Annotated in this window: 15 protein-coding genes; 11 read left to right on the forward strand and 4 right to left on the reverse strand. The window is 68.9% G+C overall.

Translation table 11 applies throughout. The annotated features are described in order from the left end of the window. Nucleotides 1-8 precede the first annotated feature (8 nt). The gene (gene nusA, locus ABS767_RS04285) at nucleotides 9-1,652 is read right to left on the reverse strand and encodes a transcription termination factor NusA (RefSeq protein ID WP_408077120.1); all 1,644 of its coding nucleotides are present in this window, start codon (nucleotides 1,650-1,652) and stop codon (nucleotides 9-11) included. Further along, nucleotides 1,652-2,197, reverse strand: coding sequence for a ribosome maturation protein RimP (rimP, locus tag ABS767_RS04290; protein ID WP_408077121.1), 546 nt, complete (start codon nucleotides 2,195-2,197; stop codon nucleotides 1,652-1,654). The genes nusA and rimP overlap by 1 nt, the downstream gene beginning before the upstream one ends. A gap of 215 nt (nucleotides 2,198-2,412) precedes the next feature. Here rimP and ABS767_RS04295 point away from each other — a divergent pair, with 215 nt between their 5' ends. Further along, nucleotides 2,413-3,546, forward strand: a complete 1,134-nt coding sequence (locus ABS767_RS04295; protein WP_408077122.1) for a PQQ-dependent sugar dehydrogenase — start codon at nucleotides 2,413-2,415, stop codon at nucleotides 3,544-3,546. Nucleotides 3,547-3,575: 29 nt separating this feature from the next. Here the strand turns inward: ABS767_RS04295 and ABS767_RS04300 are convergent, their stop codons facing one another. Both ABS767_RS04300 and ABS767_RS04305 read right to left on the reverse strand, forming a co-directional pair. Next, entirely contained in the window at nucleotides 3,576-3,962 is a 387-nt protein-coding gene (locus ABS767_RS04300) for a PaaI family thioesterase (protein ID WP_408077123.1), read from the reverse strand. Continuing rightward, nucleotides 3,959-4,396 (reverse strand): PaaI family thioesterase, encoded by a 438-nt coding sequence (locus ABS767_RS04305; protein WP_408077124.1) that lies wholly within the window; start codon nucleotides 4,394-4,396, stop codon nucleotides 3,959-3,961. Before ABS767_RS04305 ends, ABS767_RS04300 begins: the two co-directional genes overlap by 4 nt. 126 nt (nucleotides 4,397-4,522) lie before the next feature. On the opposite strand from ABS767_RS04305, the gene ABS767_RS04310 reads away from it, so the two are divergent. The 10 genes from ABS767_RS04310 (at nucleotide 4,523) to ABS767_RS04355 (ending at nucleotide 12,954) form a co-directional block, all read left to right on the forward strand. Continuing rightward, entirely contained in the window at nucleotides 4,523-4,666 is a 144-nt protein-coding gene (locus ABS767_RS04310) for a hypothetical protein (protein ID WP_408077125.1), read from the forward strand. Then, nucleotides 4,663-5,610, forward strand: a complete 948-nt coding sequence (locus ABS767_RS04315) for a hypothetical protein (RefSeq protein ID WP_408077126.1) — start codon at nucleotides 4,663-4,665, stop codon at nucleotides 5,608-5,610. The genes ABS767_RS04310 and ABS767_RS04315 overlap by 4 nt, the downstream gene beginning before the upstream one ends. Next, nucleotides 5,598-6,527: a transposase gene (locus ABS767_RS04320; protein WP_408077127.1), complete on the forward strand. Its 930-nt coding sequence runs from the start codon at nucleotides 5,598-5,600 to the stop codon at nucleotides 6,525-6,527. Before ABS767_RS04315 ends, ABS767_RS04320 begins: the two co-directional genes overlap by 13 nt. Next, nucleotides 6,493-7,083, forward strand: a complete 591-nt coding sequence (locus tag ABS767_RS04325) for a winged helix-turn-helix domain-containing protein (RefSeq protein WP_408077128.1) — start codon at nucleotides 6,493-6,495, stop codon at nucleotides 7,081-7,083. The genes ABS767_RS04320 and ABS767_RS04325 overlap by 35 nt, the downstream gene beginning before the upstream one ends. Before the next feature lie 29 nt (nucleotides 7,084-7,112). Then, nucleotides 7,113-7,898, forward strand: a complete 786-nt coding sequence (locus ABS767_RS04330) for a crotonase/enoyl-CoA hydratase family protein (RefSeq protein ID WP_408077129.1) — start codon at nucleotides 7,113-7,115, stop codon at nucleotides 7,896-7,898. Nucleotides 7,899-7,965: 67 nt separating this feature from the next. Beyond that, entirely contained in the window at nucleotides 7,966-9,162 is a 1,197-nt protein-coding gene (locus ABS767_RS04335) for an acetyl-CoA C-acyltransferase (RefSeq protein ID WP_408077130.1), read from the forward strand. Nucleotides 9,163-9,289: 127 nt separating this feature from the next. Further along, entirely contained in the window at nucleotides 9,290-10,201 is a 912-nt protein-coding gene (gene hemC, locus ABS767_RS04340; RefSeq protein WP_408077131.1) for a hydroxymethylbilane synthase, read from the forward strand. Continuing rightward, nucleotides 10,198-10,872 (forward strand): uroporphyrinogen-III synthase, encoded by a 675-nt coding sequence (locus ABS767_RS04345; protein ID WP_408077132.1) that lies wholly within the window; start codon nucleotides 10,198-10,200, stop codon nucleotides 10,870-10,872. The genes hemC and ABS767_RS04345 overlap by 4 nt, the downstream gene beginning before the upstream one ends. Nucleotides 10,873-10,896: 24 nt before the next feature. Continuing rightward, nucleotides 10,897-11,748 (forward strand): hypothetical protein, encoded by an 852-nt coding sequence (locus ABS767_RS04350; RefSeq protein ID WP_408077133.1) that lies wholly within the window; start codon nucleotides 10,897-10,899, stop codon nucleotides 11,746-11,748. A 21-nt stretch (nucleotides 11,749-11,769) separates the two neighbouring features. Continuing rightward, the gene (locus ABS767_RS04355) at nucleotides 11,770-12,954 is read left to right on the forward strand and encodes an acyl-CoA dehydrogenase (protein ID WP_408077134.1); all 1,185 of its coding nucleotides are present in this window, start codon (nucleotides 11,770-11,772) and stop codon (nucleotides 12,952-12,954) included. Nucleotides 12,955-13,019: the final 65 nt, after the last annotated feature.

Raw genomic sequence — 13,019 nt, forward strand, 5'->3', positions numbered from 1 at the left:
CGGTGCGCTCATTGTTCGGAGTCCGCAACAGCGTCCTCCTCACCGGCGGCGCCGGCTTCCTCGGCGGCGGCCGGCTCGTCTTCGAACCAGTGCGCACGCGCAGCCATGATGATCTCGTTGCCCTGCTCGTCGGTCAGGCCGTACTCGCCGAGCACGCCGCCCTTGTCGGCCTCGCGCACCGGCGCTGCCGGGCCATCGCCGCGACGGCGCGGCTCCGCACGCTTCTTGGCGACCAGCTCGTCGGTGGCGAGATCGGCGAGATCGTCGAGCGTCTTGATCCCGGCCTTGCCCAGCGTGACCAGCATCGCTTCGGTCAGATAGGGCATGGTCGCCAGATCGTCCTCGACGCCCAGCGCGCGCCGCGCTTCGCGGTTCGCTTCCTCGCGCCGCTCGAGCGCCTCGGCGGCGCGGCTCTGCAGCTCCTGCGCCAGATCGTCGTCGAACCCTTCGATGCTCGCCAGCTCGTCGATCTCGACATAGGCGACTTCCTCGAGCGCGCTGAAGCCTTCGGCCACCAGCAGCTGCGCGAGCGTCTCGTCGACGTCGAGCTCGTTCTGGAACATCTCGCTGTTGGCGACGAATTCCTGCTGGCGCTTCTCGCTCGAATCGGTCTCGGTCAGGATGTCGATCGCCTTGCCGGTCAGCTGGCTGGCGAGGCGGACATTCTGGCCGCGGCGGCCGATGGCGAGGCTCAGCATGTCGTCGGGAACGACCACTTCGATCCGGTCATCCTCTTCGTCGATCACGACGCGCGCGACATTGGCCGGCTGCAGCGCGTTGACGACGAAGGTCGCGGTGTCCTCGCTCCACGGGATGATGTCGATCTTCTCGCCCTGCATCTCCTGAACGACTGCCTGGACGCGGCTGCCCTTCATGCCGACGCACGCGCCCACCGGATCGATGCTCGAATCGTGGCTGATCACGCCGATCTTGGCGCGCGAACCCGGGTCGCGGGCGGCGGCCTTGATCTCGATGATCCCGTCGTAGATTTCGGGGACTTCCTGCGCGAACAGCTTCTTCATGAAGTCGGGATGCGCACGGGACAGGAAGATCTGCGGCCCGCGCGTCTCGCGCACGACCTTCAGGATCAGGCTGCGCACGCGGTCGCCGACGCGGACCACTTCGCGCGGGATCTGCGCGTCGCGGCGGATCACGCCCTCGGCGCGGCCCAGATCGACCACGACATGGCCGAACTCGACACGCTTGACGACGCCGGTGATGATCTCACCCTGGCGATCCTTGAATTCCTCATACTGGCGCTCGCGCTCCGCGTCGCGGACCTTCTGGAAGATGATCTGCTTCGATGCCTGCGCCTGGATGCGGCCGAATTCGATCGGGGGCAGCGGATCGACGATGAAGTCGCCGACCTTCGCGTCCTTCTGCAGCTTCTGCGCGCCCTTGAGGTCGACCTGCTTGAAATAGTCGTCGACCGCCTCGACCACCTCGACCACGCGCCACAGGCGCAGGTCGCCGGTGTTGGGATCGAGCTTCGCGCGGATGTCGTTCTCCACGCCATAGCGGTTCTTGGCGGCGCGCTCGATCGCGTCCTCCATCGCCTCGATGACGATCGCCTTGTCGATCATCTTCTCGCTCGCCACCGAATTGGCGATGGCGATCAGCTCGGCCTTGTTGGCGGAAATGGCGGTGGCCATCAGTCCTGTTCCTCTGCTTCGAATTCGTCTGCGCCCTCGGTGGAGAGCGGTTTGGTTGCGGCGATCAGCCGGTCGGTAATCACGAGCTTCGCGTCCTCGATCGTCGCGAAGGCGATATGGTGAGTCACGCCATGCCCGTCGATGATCGCGATTGTTTCGCCCTCAACCCCGGCAAGGTCGCCCTTGAACTGCTTGCGCCCGTCGATCTTCTCGGTGAGCGTGATGCGGGCCTCATGCCCCTTCCAGTCTTCGAAATCCTTGATCCGGGTCAGCGGCCGGTCGATTCCCGGCGAACTGACCTCGAGCCGGTAGGCTTCGGGGATCGGATCCTTGCCCGCCTCTTCCAATTCGTCCAGCCGGTCCGAGATGCGGCGCGACAGGTCGGCGCAATCGTCGATGTTGAGCTGGCGGGTGTCGGGCCGCTCGGCCATGATCTGGAGCGTACGGTCGCCTTCGCCGCCGAACAGCTTCACGCGCACCAGATCGAAGCCGAGCGCATGCGCCTCCGGCTCGATGATCGTGGTGAGGGCAGCGATATCCGCCAACGAACAAACTCCAAATGCACCGGAAACACCCCGTCGCCGCCGGACCCGGTGGGGCCGACCTCGCCAAGGTTTCCAATGTCGAGAACAACGTCCCTATACGCCCAAGCCGTGCGGACGGCAAGGATTTCGAGTCACCCCCGCTTTTCATGCGGCACCGGGTGATGCAACATCGTCTCGGCCGGCGCGTTGCGCCATCGTCATTTCCGGAGAATCCCATGCGCCCGCTGTCGATTGCCGCCCTGTCGCTCACGCTGTTCGCCTGTACCGGCGCGAGCCCGGGCAACGCTCCGGAGCCGGCCGCCGAGGCGTCGGGCCTGCCGTTCAAGGTCACCCCCGTCGCCGACTTCGACGCGCCCTGGGCGATGACCTTCCTGCCCGACGGGCGCATGCTGGTGACCGAAAAGGCGGGGCAGCTGGTGCTGCTGAGCGCCGACGGCAAGACCAAGACGATGGTGTCGGGCGTGCCCACGGTCGACAGCGCCGGGCAGGGCGGATTCATGGACGTGGTTCTCGCCCCCGATTTCGCCACCAGCAAGCGGGTCTATTTCAGCTTCTCCGAATCGGGTGCGGGCGGCAAGGGCGTGGTCCTCGCCCGCGCGATGCTGTCCGATGGCGACGCCCCGGCGCTGACCGGGGTCGAGCGGCTGTTCCAGGCGACGCCCTATGTCGAGGGGAATGGCCATTATTCGGGCCGCATCGCTTTTGCGCCGGATGGCAAGCACCTGTTCTTCACCAATGGCGAGCGCCAGAAATTCGACCCGGCGCAGGATCCCAAGGCGACGCTGGGCAAGGTGCTGCGCCTCACCCTCGACGGCAAGCCGGCCGGCGATCCGGGCTTGACCGCCAAGGGTTTCCACCCGGCCGTCTGGTCCTATGGCCACCGCAACCTGCTCGGCATCGCCTTCGACAAGGCCGGCAATCTCTGGGAGCAGGAAATGGGACCCAAGGGCGGCGACGAGGTGAATCTCGTCCTGCCCGGCCGCAACTATGGCTATCCGATCGTGTCCGACGGCGACCATTATGACGGCCGCGACATCCCCGATCACAGCACCCGCCCCGAGTTCGAGGCACCCAAGGTATCGTGGAACCCGGTGATCTCACCGGGCGGGCTGATCGTCTATTCGGGCAAGATGTTCCCGCAATGGGCAGGCGACCTGTTCATCGGCGGCCTCTCCAGCCAGGCGCTGGTCCGCGTCGACGTCGACGGAACCACCGCGGCCAAGGGCGATCAATGGCCGATGGGCGCCCGCATCCGCGAGGTCGAGGAAGGCCCCGACGGCGCGATCTGGGTGCTTGAGGATGGCGGACGCGGATCCGAAGGGCGCCTGCTCAAGCTGACGCGCGAGTAAGCGGCAACGGCGCGCCGCACTAAGGGACGCTACCCGATCAGAAAGTTCATCCGGGCGGCCGCCACCGGGCGGTCCGCGTCGTCCTGCCACGCGAACGCCTCGACATTCGCCACGCGGTTGCCCAGCCGGCTCACCTTGCCCTGCGCGCGCGTCGTCTTCTCGCGCCCGCCGCGCATGAAATCGACCGTGACGTTGACCGGCTTGATCCGCGCGTCGCCCCGCGATTCCTGTTCCAGCGCGTGCTTGAGCGCGACGATCGCCGCCATCTCCAGCAGCCCCGCCAGCGCGCCGCCATGCACGAAGCCCGGGCGTCCGAGCACATCCCCGCCGAACGGCATGGCAAGGACCGGCGCACCGTCCTGCGCTTCGACGACAAGGCCGAGCGTTGCGGCATAGGGCGGCAGCGACACACTCATGCCGCACCGTCCATGAACATGAAGGTGCCGGCCACGTGCGCGACGGGATCCTCCGCGTCGCCATCATGCGCGGTCCCGCGCACGAAGCCGACCGAGCGGGTCACGCGATAGCATTCGCCGCGTCCGATCACCGTGCGCCTTGCCGCCGCCGGGCGCAGATAGTCGACTCGCAGGTCGAGCGTCGCATGCGGCAGGAACCCGCCCCGCTTCATCCACACCGCGACGCTGGTCGCCATGTCGAGCAGCGTGATGATCGGCCCGGACGCCAGCACGCCGCGCTCGACATCGCCGATCAGCTTGGGATCGAACGGGAGGCTCAGTTCGCACCAGTCGGGCCCGTGCGCGCGATAGCCGATGCCCAGCGCGCTGCCGTGCCCGCCGACGCGCCGGGTGAAGAACGTCTCAGGATCGAACGGCATGGGCGGGGCGGACATCGCCATCGCGGTAGCCGCACGCCGCACGCGCCGCAACCCGGGCGCGCCGCGATCATAAGGCGGAATTAACTCTGCGCGTGCCGCCCCCTGTCCTAGCGTTGGGCGATCTCAACGGGGGGACCTGCCATGCTGACGCTCGCGCACGCCGACATTGCCGCTCTGGGGACGCAAGTCGCCACCCATGGCGCACTCCGCTCCGGCGAGGTAGCCGGGGACGAGATTTTCGAGATGATGGTGGCGGTCGTCGTGCTGGTCTATTCGACGCGGTGACGCCGGCACCGTTCGATCCGCGGGCCTATCCGGCGATTGCGGATGCCCATATCCGCTCGGCGGGGACCAATGCCGACTGGGCGCGTGTCACCCGCACCGCGGTCGACGCCAGCTTCGCCGGTGCCGAGACGCCCGGCGCGATCATCGCTGCCGGTCGCACCCTGCTCGCCGATCCCGGCTGGATCGAACCGCTGCTCGCCCCGATGATCGACGCGCTGCGCGGCGACCCGTGGTTCGCACCCGGCTTCAGGGTGAACCGCGACGTACTGCGCACCGGCATCATCCTTTCCGACTGCGCGCAGGCGACGGTGTCCGTGACGGTGACCGACGCCGTCGCGCTGGCGCAGCTTCAGCGACCCGGCACGGTCGTGATCGCCGGGCGCTGGTCGATCACCCGCTATGTCCGCGGCGGACAGGCGCTTATGCAGCGCTGGCGCGCGCGCGCGCTCGAACCCGGCTTCAGCGCCGGCACCGCCCAGCCGGCCCGCCCGCTGGCGACCCGAGCGCTGCACGATGGCGACATCCTGGTCCAGTCTCCCCGCGAAGGGCATCTGATCGTCGCAGCGCGCAGCGACATCGTGGCGCTGACCGTCACCGCGAAGCGGGGCGCGGCGCCGTTGATGTGCGAATATGCGACTGGCGATGGCGCATTCGTCCGAACCGCATGCGGCGACGAGCGCACGGCGCGCGCTGAACTGCTGCTCGCTTTCCTGCGTGCCAGCGGCAGGTGCGACGCGGCGCCACGGTTCGAACAGGAGAGTCGGCACCCGGCCTTTCACCAGCGCTGGTCGGCGATGCGCGAATGGCTGATGCTCGACGCCCGCGCTGCACGCCCACGACTGGCGGAGATGGCCGACAGCGATCCCAACGCGGAGGTCCGTGCCGCCGCCGCGGCGACGCTTGCCAGGCTCGACCCGATGCTGGCACCGCCATGCCCCGCCTGATCGATCCCGGCGCCGGTGCCGCGATCACGCTCGACGAACTGGTCGACGCGCTCGCATCCAGCCCGGTCGATCCGCAGGACGAGGACGCGTTTGCCGCGCTTGGGCCGCTGCTCGCACGGCTCGGCCGCAACCCGACCTTCCTCGCCGATCTCGCGATCGACGAGCTCAAGGCGCGCTGCGCCAATCAGAGCGCGGTAAACGGCTATGGCCCGCAGGTATTCCTGCTGCGCCCGCCGGTCGGCCGCTTCGTCCTGCGCGCCAATTTCTGGCCTGCCGGGCACGATGCGGTCGTCCGCGCGAGCGGCGCGGCACCGTTCTTCTACGGCTTTCCGCACGACCATAATTTCCCGTTCCTCACCTATGGCTATCTCGGTCCGGGCTATTGGAGCGATTATTACGAGCGTGCGCCCGACGATCCCGCGCAGCCGCCCCGGTTCGTCGGACGCGCGCGACTGGAGCCGGGCCAGCTGATGCTCTATCGCATGTGCCGCGACGTCCATTCGCAATTGCCGCCAGACGCCTTCTCGGTCTCGCTCAATATTCTGGGCCAGCATCCGGCGAGCCCGTGGATCGACCAGTATCGCTTCGATATCGCGCGCGGGACGATCGCCGCAGGGCTGACCACCGCCCCGGCCGAGGGGCTCGTCGCGCTTGCCGCGCATCTCGGCGGCGGCAACGGGCTCGACCTGCTCGATCATCTGATACGCACCCACCCGCACCCGCGCATGCGCGCCACCGCAATCGCCGCGCTGGCCTCCGCCCGGCAGGGCCGCGCCGATGCGCGCGCGTTGCGCGACGGCACCGGCCTCGATCCCGCCACTTCGGACACATCTGCGGCAGACAGGGGCAGCCCGCATCTCCGACAACCGGCCGGTGGCGCCGGTGATTCTCTCCGAAATCGATATTCCGCGGCTTGACCGCGCAGTTCGGGCGCGCGGCTATCGGCTGGAGATCGGTCCGCCGACCTTCCCGCCCCAGGTCGCCGCGGTGCTGCGCCGCTGGCACGACGGGCTGGCGATCGATACCGCTCCCGTGCCCCAGATCGCCATCGCCCGCTCGCGCCACGAACTGCCAGCGGCGCTGGATGCGGGGGCGGCCGATGCGGTCGCGGATCCGGTCGATCCCGAGGAACTGGCCGCGCGGCTCGATGCGCGCGTGCGCACGCACGCTCCCCAGCCGCTGCGCATCGGCGACCTGACGATCGATCCGATCGACCGCAGCGCGAAGCGCGGCGAAACCCGGATACCGCTCGTCCCGCGCGAATATGCGCTGCTCCGCTACCTCGCCGAGCGACGCGGGCGCTTCGTCACGCGCGACGAACTGCTGAAATGCGTGTGGCGGTTGCGCTTCGACCCCGGCACCAATGTCGTCGCGGTGCATGTCTCGACTCTGCGCGCCAAGCTCGACCGTCCCTTCGGCACGACGATGCTGCGCAGTCACAAGGGACTCGGCTACTGCCTCGATGCGGGTTAGCGTGGCCCGATCATCAGGAGAGGACCACCATGACCGAACAGCGCGTGACCATCGATTTCGCCGACGGCATCGCCGATGTTCGTCTGAACAGGCCCGACAAGATGAACGCGCTCGACCCCCCGATGTTCTCCGGCATCGCCGATGCGATCGACCGGCTGGCCGGAATGGCCGGGCTGCGCGCCGTCATGCTGTCGGGCGAAGGCCGGGCGTTTTGCGCCGGGCTCGACATGGCCAGCATGGCCGGGGGCGGCACCGGGCTCGACATTCACGCGCGCAGCCATGGCGATGCGAACCTGTTCCAGCATGTCGCCTGGGGCTGGCGCACTTTGCCCGTGCCGGTGATCGCGGCGGTGCATGGCATCGCCTTTGGCGGGGGCTTGCAGATCCTGTCGGGCGCCGACATCCGCATCATGGCGCCCGATACCCGCTGTTCGATCATGGAGATGAAATGGGGGATCGTCCCCGACATGGCGGGCTATGCGCTGTGGCGGACGACGGTGCGCGACGATGTGCTGCGCGAGCTCAGCTATACCGCGCGCGAGTTTGCGGCGGAGGAGGCGCAGCAGCTCGGCTTCGTCACCCGCCTCGCCGACGATCCGCGCGCCGCCGCCATGACCCTTGCGCGCGAAATCGCCGGACGTAATCCACAGGCGATACGCGCCGCCAAGCGGCTCGCCAATCTCGCCGCCGACGCCGCTGCGGGTCCGATCCTGGCGGCCGAGAGCGCCGAGCAAGCCAAGCTGCTGCGCTCCCCCAATCAGATGGAGGCGGTAATGGCGAACATGCAGAAGCGTCCGCCGAACTTCACCGACTGAGGCTTCCAATCCTCGCTCTCACGCGATATGGGATCACCATACCCGATATACGAAAGAGAGGATGTCCATGCGCGAAGCCGCGATCGTTTCCACCGCCCGGACGGGCATCGGCAAGGCCTATCGCGGCGCGTTCAACGCGACCGAGGCGCCGGTGCTTGCCGGCCATGTGATGAACGCCGCGGTCGAGCGTGCAGGGATCGATCCGGCGCGGATCGACGACATCTTCTGGGGCGTCGGCAACCAATGGGGCACGCAGGGGGGCAATGCCGGGCGCATGGCCGTGTTCGCCGCCGGGCTGCCGCAGAGCGTTCCGGCCTTCACGCTCGACCGCAAGTGCGGCTCCGGCCTCACCGCGCTCGCGCTCGCCGCGCGCTCGATCATCGCGGGCGATATCGACGTCGCGCTCTCGGGCGGGATGGAATCGATCAGCCTGACGGTGAACAAGGACGCGCCGCGCTTTCGCAACGAGTCGGTGCTGGCGCGCGAGCCGCACGCCAACATGGCGATGATCGAGACCGCTGAGATCGTCGCCGAACGCTACGGCATCAGCCGCGAGCGCCAAGACGCCTATGGCGCGCAGAGCCAGCAGCGGGCCGAGGCGGGCCTCGCCAACGGCGCCTTCGCCGAGGAGATCGTGCCGATCACGGTCGAGAAGGCAATCTTCGACAAGGAGGGCAACCGCACCGGCAGCGAGACCGTCACGGTGACGCAGGACGAGGGCATCCGCCCCGGCACCACCGTCGAGGCGCTGGCAGGCCTCAAGACGGTGTGGAAGGGCGGACAGGTCATCGAGGAAGGCCGTAACATCACCGCCGGCAACGCCAGCCAGCTGTCCGACGGCGCCGCCGCGCAGATCGTGATGGACCGCGCCACCGCGCAGGCCGAAGGCAAGGACATTCTCGGCATCTATCGCGGCTTCCAGGCGGCGGGCTGCGCGCCCGAGGAAATGGGCATCGGCCCGGTGTTCGCGATCCCCAGGCTGCTCGACCGCGCCGGGCTCAGCGTCGCCGATATCGGGCTGTGGGAGCTCAACGAGGCGTTCGCCAGCCAATGTCTCTATTGCCGCGACCATCTCGGCATCGATCCCGAGCGGTACAACGTCAATGGCGGCGCGATCGCGGTCGGCCACCCGTTCGGCATGACCGGCGCGCGGCTGATCGGCCATGCCCTCATCGAAGGGCGCAAGCGCGGCGTGCGCTGGGTCGTCGTGTCGATGTGCACCGCCGGCGGCATGGGCGCCGCCGGGCTGTTCGAGATCGTCTGAGTTTCTGCTTACGGCACCGGCCCACTCCCCACCCGGCCACCCAACGACAGTGTATTCTATGGGTGGCCGGGTGGGGAGTGGGCCGGTGCCGCTTCAGCTTTGCTGAAAATACTTCTAGACGCGGCGCATGAAGCTTCGTCTCGGTACCCGCGGTTCGCCGCTCGCGCTCGTTCAGGCCCAGTCCGTCCGCCATGCGCTGCTTGCCGCGCATGGCTGGGGCCCCGATGCGGTCGAGATCGTCGAGATCCGCACGACCGGCGACCGGGTGCAGGATCGCGCGCTCGCCGAGATCGGCGGCAAGGCCTTGTGGACCAAGGAACTCGACCGCGCGCTGCTCGGTGGCGAGATCGACATGGCGGTCCATTCGATGAAGGATGTCGAGACGATCCGGCCCGATACCATCGCGGTCGCCGCAATGCTGCCCCGCGCCGACGTGCGCGACCGGCTGATCGGTGCGGACTCGATCGACGCGCTGCCGCACGGCGCCCGCATCGGCACCAGCTCGCCGCGCCGCGCCGCGCAGATGCGCCGCATCCGCCCCGACCTGTCGATCGTCCTGCTGCGCGGCAATGTCGCGACGCGCAAGGCCAAGGTCGCCGCCGGAGAGGCCGACGCCACCCTGCTCGCCGCCGCCGGGCTCGACCGGCTGGGCGAACCCAATTTCGGGGTCGCGATTCCGGTCGATATGATGCTGCCCGCGCCGTCGCAGGGCGCGGTCGGGGTCGAGGTGCGCGCCGACGACCTCGACACGCGGATGCATCTCGCCGCAATCGCCCACCCCGCGACCGAGGCGTGCGTCTGGGCCGAACGCGGCGTGCTCGCCGCGCTTGCCGCGGACTGTCATTCGCCGGTCGGGGCGCTCGCGACGCTCGAACCCGACGGGATGCGGCTGCGCGCGGAGATCCTGACCGAGGATGGCAGCGAGCATGTCCGCGTCGACCGCTCCGGCCTCGCCGGCACCGCGCACGAAGCGGCGCAGGTCGCGCAGGACCTGCTGGCCGGTGCGTCGCCCGGCCTGCGCAGCCTGTTCGGCCATTGACCCGCCCGATCGTCATCCTGCGCCCGCAGCCGGGCACCACGACAACGGCACAACGCGTACGCGCGGCGCAGCTCGATCCGATCGCCATCCCGCTGTTCGTCGTCGTGCCGCTCGACTGGACCCCGCCCGATCCGAGTGCGTTCGATGCCCTGCTGTTCAGCAGCGCCAACGCGCCGCGTCACGCCGGACCGGGTCTTGCCGCGCTGGCGCACCTCCCCGTCGTCGCGGTCGGCCCCGGGACCGCGCACACCGCACAGTCCGCCGGGTTGACGGTGATCGAGACCGGAAACCAGGATCTCGCAGCGCTGGTCGCGCGCCAGCCCGCGCATCAAAGGCTGCTCTGGCTCGCCGGCCGCGACCGTATCGCGCTCACCCACCCCGCAATCCGCAAGATCATCCCGGTTTACGCCAGCGAGCCAGTTCGACTCACCCTCGCCGATGCGGATCGCATGGCGGGTGGCGTCGTGCTCATCCACTCGTCGCGCGCGGCCCGTCAACTGCGCGCCGAACTCGACCGGCTGGGCCTGCCCCGCACATCGATCCGGGTTGCAGCGATCAGCGCGCGGGCGGCCAACGCGGCCGGCACCGGCTGGGAGCGCATCGCCGTCGCCGCCGCGCCTAATGACGCCGCATTGATCGCCGTCGCGCGCAGCCTTGCGATTGACCCCTGACCGCATCGGGAGAATAAGCAGGCCATGACCCCCGACGCCCCGGTTTCCGCGCCGCCCGCTCGCGGCAACAGCTTCCTCTTCCTGCTGGCCGCCATCCTGATCGCCTTCCTTGCCGGTCTGGCGCTGATGGCCGCGCTGTTCCGGTTCGGCGGCTGGGGCGAGCCGTCGGGCAATCCCGCCGACGTCGTACCCGTCGCGGTACAGCCCGCAATCTCCACTCCGCCGGTGGCCCCGGCCGGAACCGACCTTGCCACGCTGTCGGCCCGCGAACAGGCACTCGCGGCCCGGCTCGACGCACTCGACAACCGCTTGCGCGCGACCGACTCGGATTCGCGCCAGGCGGCGAACCAGGCTGCGCGTGCCGAGGCGATGATGCTGGTGTTCGGCGCGCGCCGGGCGCTCGAGCGCGGGCAGGAACTGGGCTTCATCGACCGCGAACTGCGCCGCCGGCTCGGTCCGGTCGAGCCGCAGGCAGTCGCCACCGTGGTCCGCGCGGCCGCCGAGCCGGTGACGCTGGAGGATCTGCGCCTCGCTTTCGATCAGATCGCGCCGCGCCTGTCGACGTCGGAGCCCGATGACGGCTGGCTACACGCGGTCCAGCGCGAGCTCGCCAATCTGGTGATCGTACGCAAACAGGATTCGCCCAGCCCGCATCCGCGCGAGCGGCTCGCCCGCGCGCGCCGCCTGCTCGCCCAGGCGCATGTCGCGGCGGCACTCGCCGAAGTGTCGCGCCTCCCCGGCGCACAGGGGGCGGAAAGCTGGATGGCGGCCGCCGGGCGCTATATCGAAACCCGCCGCGCGCTCGATCGCTTGGAGGAGGCGGCGATGAACCTGGCCACCCGGCCCGTGCCCGCCCAGGCCCCGGCACCCCGGTAACCGATTTTTTAGGAGAGACACATGGCCACGATGGGCCGGTTCGACTGGCAGGACCCGTTCGCGCTCGACGCGCAGCTGACCGACGAGGAGCGGATGGTTCGCGACGCCGCGCGCGGCTATGCGCAGGAACGCCTGCTGCCACGCGTCACCCGCGCATTTCTCGACGAGAATTTCGAACGTGAGATCATGTCGGAAATGGGCCAGCTGGGCCTGCTCGGGCCGACGATTCCCGAAACCTATGGCGGCGCCGGGCTCGGCTATGTCGCCTATGGCCTGGTCGCGCGCGAGGTCGAGGCGGTCGACTCGGGCTATCGCAGCGCGATGAGCGTGCAGTCGAGCCTCGTGATGCACCCGATCCATGCCTATGGGACCGAGGCGCAGAAGCGGAAGTATCTGCCCAAGCTCGCCAGCGGCGAATGGGTCGGCTGCTTCGGCCTGACCGAACCCGATGCGGGCAGCGACCCCGGCGGCATGCGCACCCGCGCGGTCAAGATCGACGGCGGCTACAAGCTGACCGGGTCCAAGATGTGGATCACCAACTCGCCGATCGCCGACGTCTTCGTCGTCTGGGCGAAGAGCGACGAACATGGCGGCGGGATCAAGGGCTTCGTCCTCGAAAAGGGGATGAAGGGCCTCTCGGCCCCCAAGATCGAGGGCAAGCTGAGCTTGCGCGCCAGCATCACCGGCGAAATTGTGATGGACGGGGTCGAGGTGAGCGAGGATGCGCTGCTTCCCGAGGTGCAGGGGCTCAAGGGTCCGTTCGGCTGCCTCAACCGCGCGCGCTACGGCATTGCCTGGGGCACGATGGGCGCGGCGGAAGCGTGTATGCAGGCCGCGCGGCAATACACGCTCGACCGCGCGCAGTTCGGCCGTCCGCTCGCCGCGACGCAGCTCGTCCAGCTCAAGCTGGCGAACATGGAGACCGAGATCGCGCTCGGCCTGCAGGCGGCGCTGCGCTGTGGCCGGATGTTCGACGAGGGCACGCTGGCGCCCGAGGCGATCAGCATCATCAAGCGCAATAATTGCGGCAAGGCGCTCGATATCGCCCGCGTCGCGCGCGACATGCACGGCGGCAACGGCATTTCCGCCGAATTCCACGTCATGCGCCACGCGATCAACCTCGAAACGGTCAATACCTATGAGGGCACGCACGACGTCCACGGCCTGATCCTGGGTCGCGCGATCACCGGGATTGCCGCGTTTTGATCTGCGGTTCAGCAGAGCTGAGTCGGGCGGCACCGGCCCGCTCCCCCACCCGGCCACCCAATCAG

Origin of the sequence: Sphingomonas plantiphila (genome assembly GCF_046000505.1) — a bacterium.
In the GTDB taxonomy this organism is placed as follows: Bacteria; Pseudomonadota; Alphaproteobacteria; order Sphingomonadales; family Sphingomonadaceae; genus Sphingomonas; species Sphingomonas plantiphila.

What these genes read in the sequence shown, in the direction of transcription:
- nusA (WP_408077120.1), bottom strand. Translation starts at nt 1,652, where the DNA reads ATGGCCACCGCCATTTCCGCCAACAAGGCCGAGCTGATCGCCATCGCC.
- ABS767_RS04295 (WP_408077122.1), top strand. Translation starts at nt 2,413, where the DNA reads ATGCGCCCGCTGTCGATTGCCGCCCTGTCGCTCACGCTGTTCGCCTGT.
- ABS767_RS04300 (WP_408077123.1), bottom strand. Translation starts at nt 3,962, where the DNA reads ATGAGTGTGTCGCTGCCGCCCTATGCCGCAACGCTCGGCCTTGTCGTC.
- ABS767_RS04305 (WP_408077124.1), bottom strand. Translation starts at nt 4,396, where the DNA reads ATGTCCGCCCCGCCCATGCCGTTCGATCCTGAGACGTTCTTCACCCGG.
- ABS767_RS04310 (WP_408077125.1), top strand. Translation starts at nt 4,523, where the DNA reads ATGCTGACGCTCGCGCACGCCGACATTGCCGCTCTGGGGACGCAAGTC.
- ABS767_RS04320 (WP_408077127.1), top strand. Translation starts at nt 5,598, where the DNA reads ATGCCCCGCCTGATCGATCCCGGCGCCGGTGCCGCGATCACGCTCGAC.
- ABS767_RS04330 (WP_408077129.1), top strand. Translation starts at nt 7,113, where the DNA reads ATGACCGAACAGCGCGTGACCATCGATTTCGCCGACGGCATCGCCGAT.
- ABS767_RS04335 (WP_408077130.1), top strand. Translation starts at nt 7,966, where the DNA reads ATGCGCGAAGCCGCGATCGTTTCCACCGCCCGGACGGGCATCGGCAAG.
- hemC (WP_408077131.1), top strand. Translation starts at nt 9,290, where the DNA reads ATGAAGCTTCGTCTCGGTACCCGCGGTTCGCCGCTCGCGCTCGTTCAG.
- ABS767_RS04350 (WP_408077133.1), top strand. Translation starts at nt 10,897, where the DNA reads ATGACCCCCGACGCCCCGGTTTCCGCGCCGCCCGCTCGCGGCAACAGC.
- ABS767_RS04355 (WP_408077134.1), top strand. Translation starts at nt 11,770, where the DNA reads ATGGCCACGATGGGCCGGTTCGACTGGCAGGACCCGTTCGCGCTCGAC.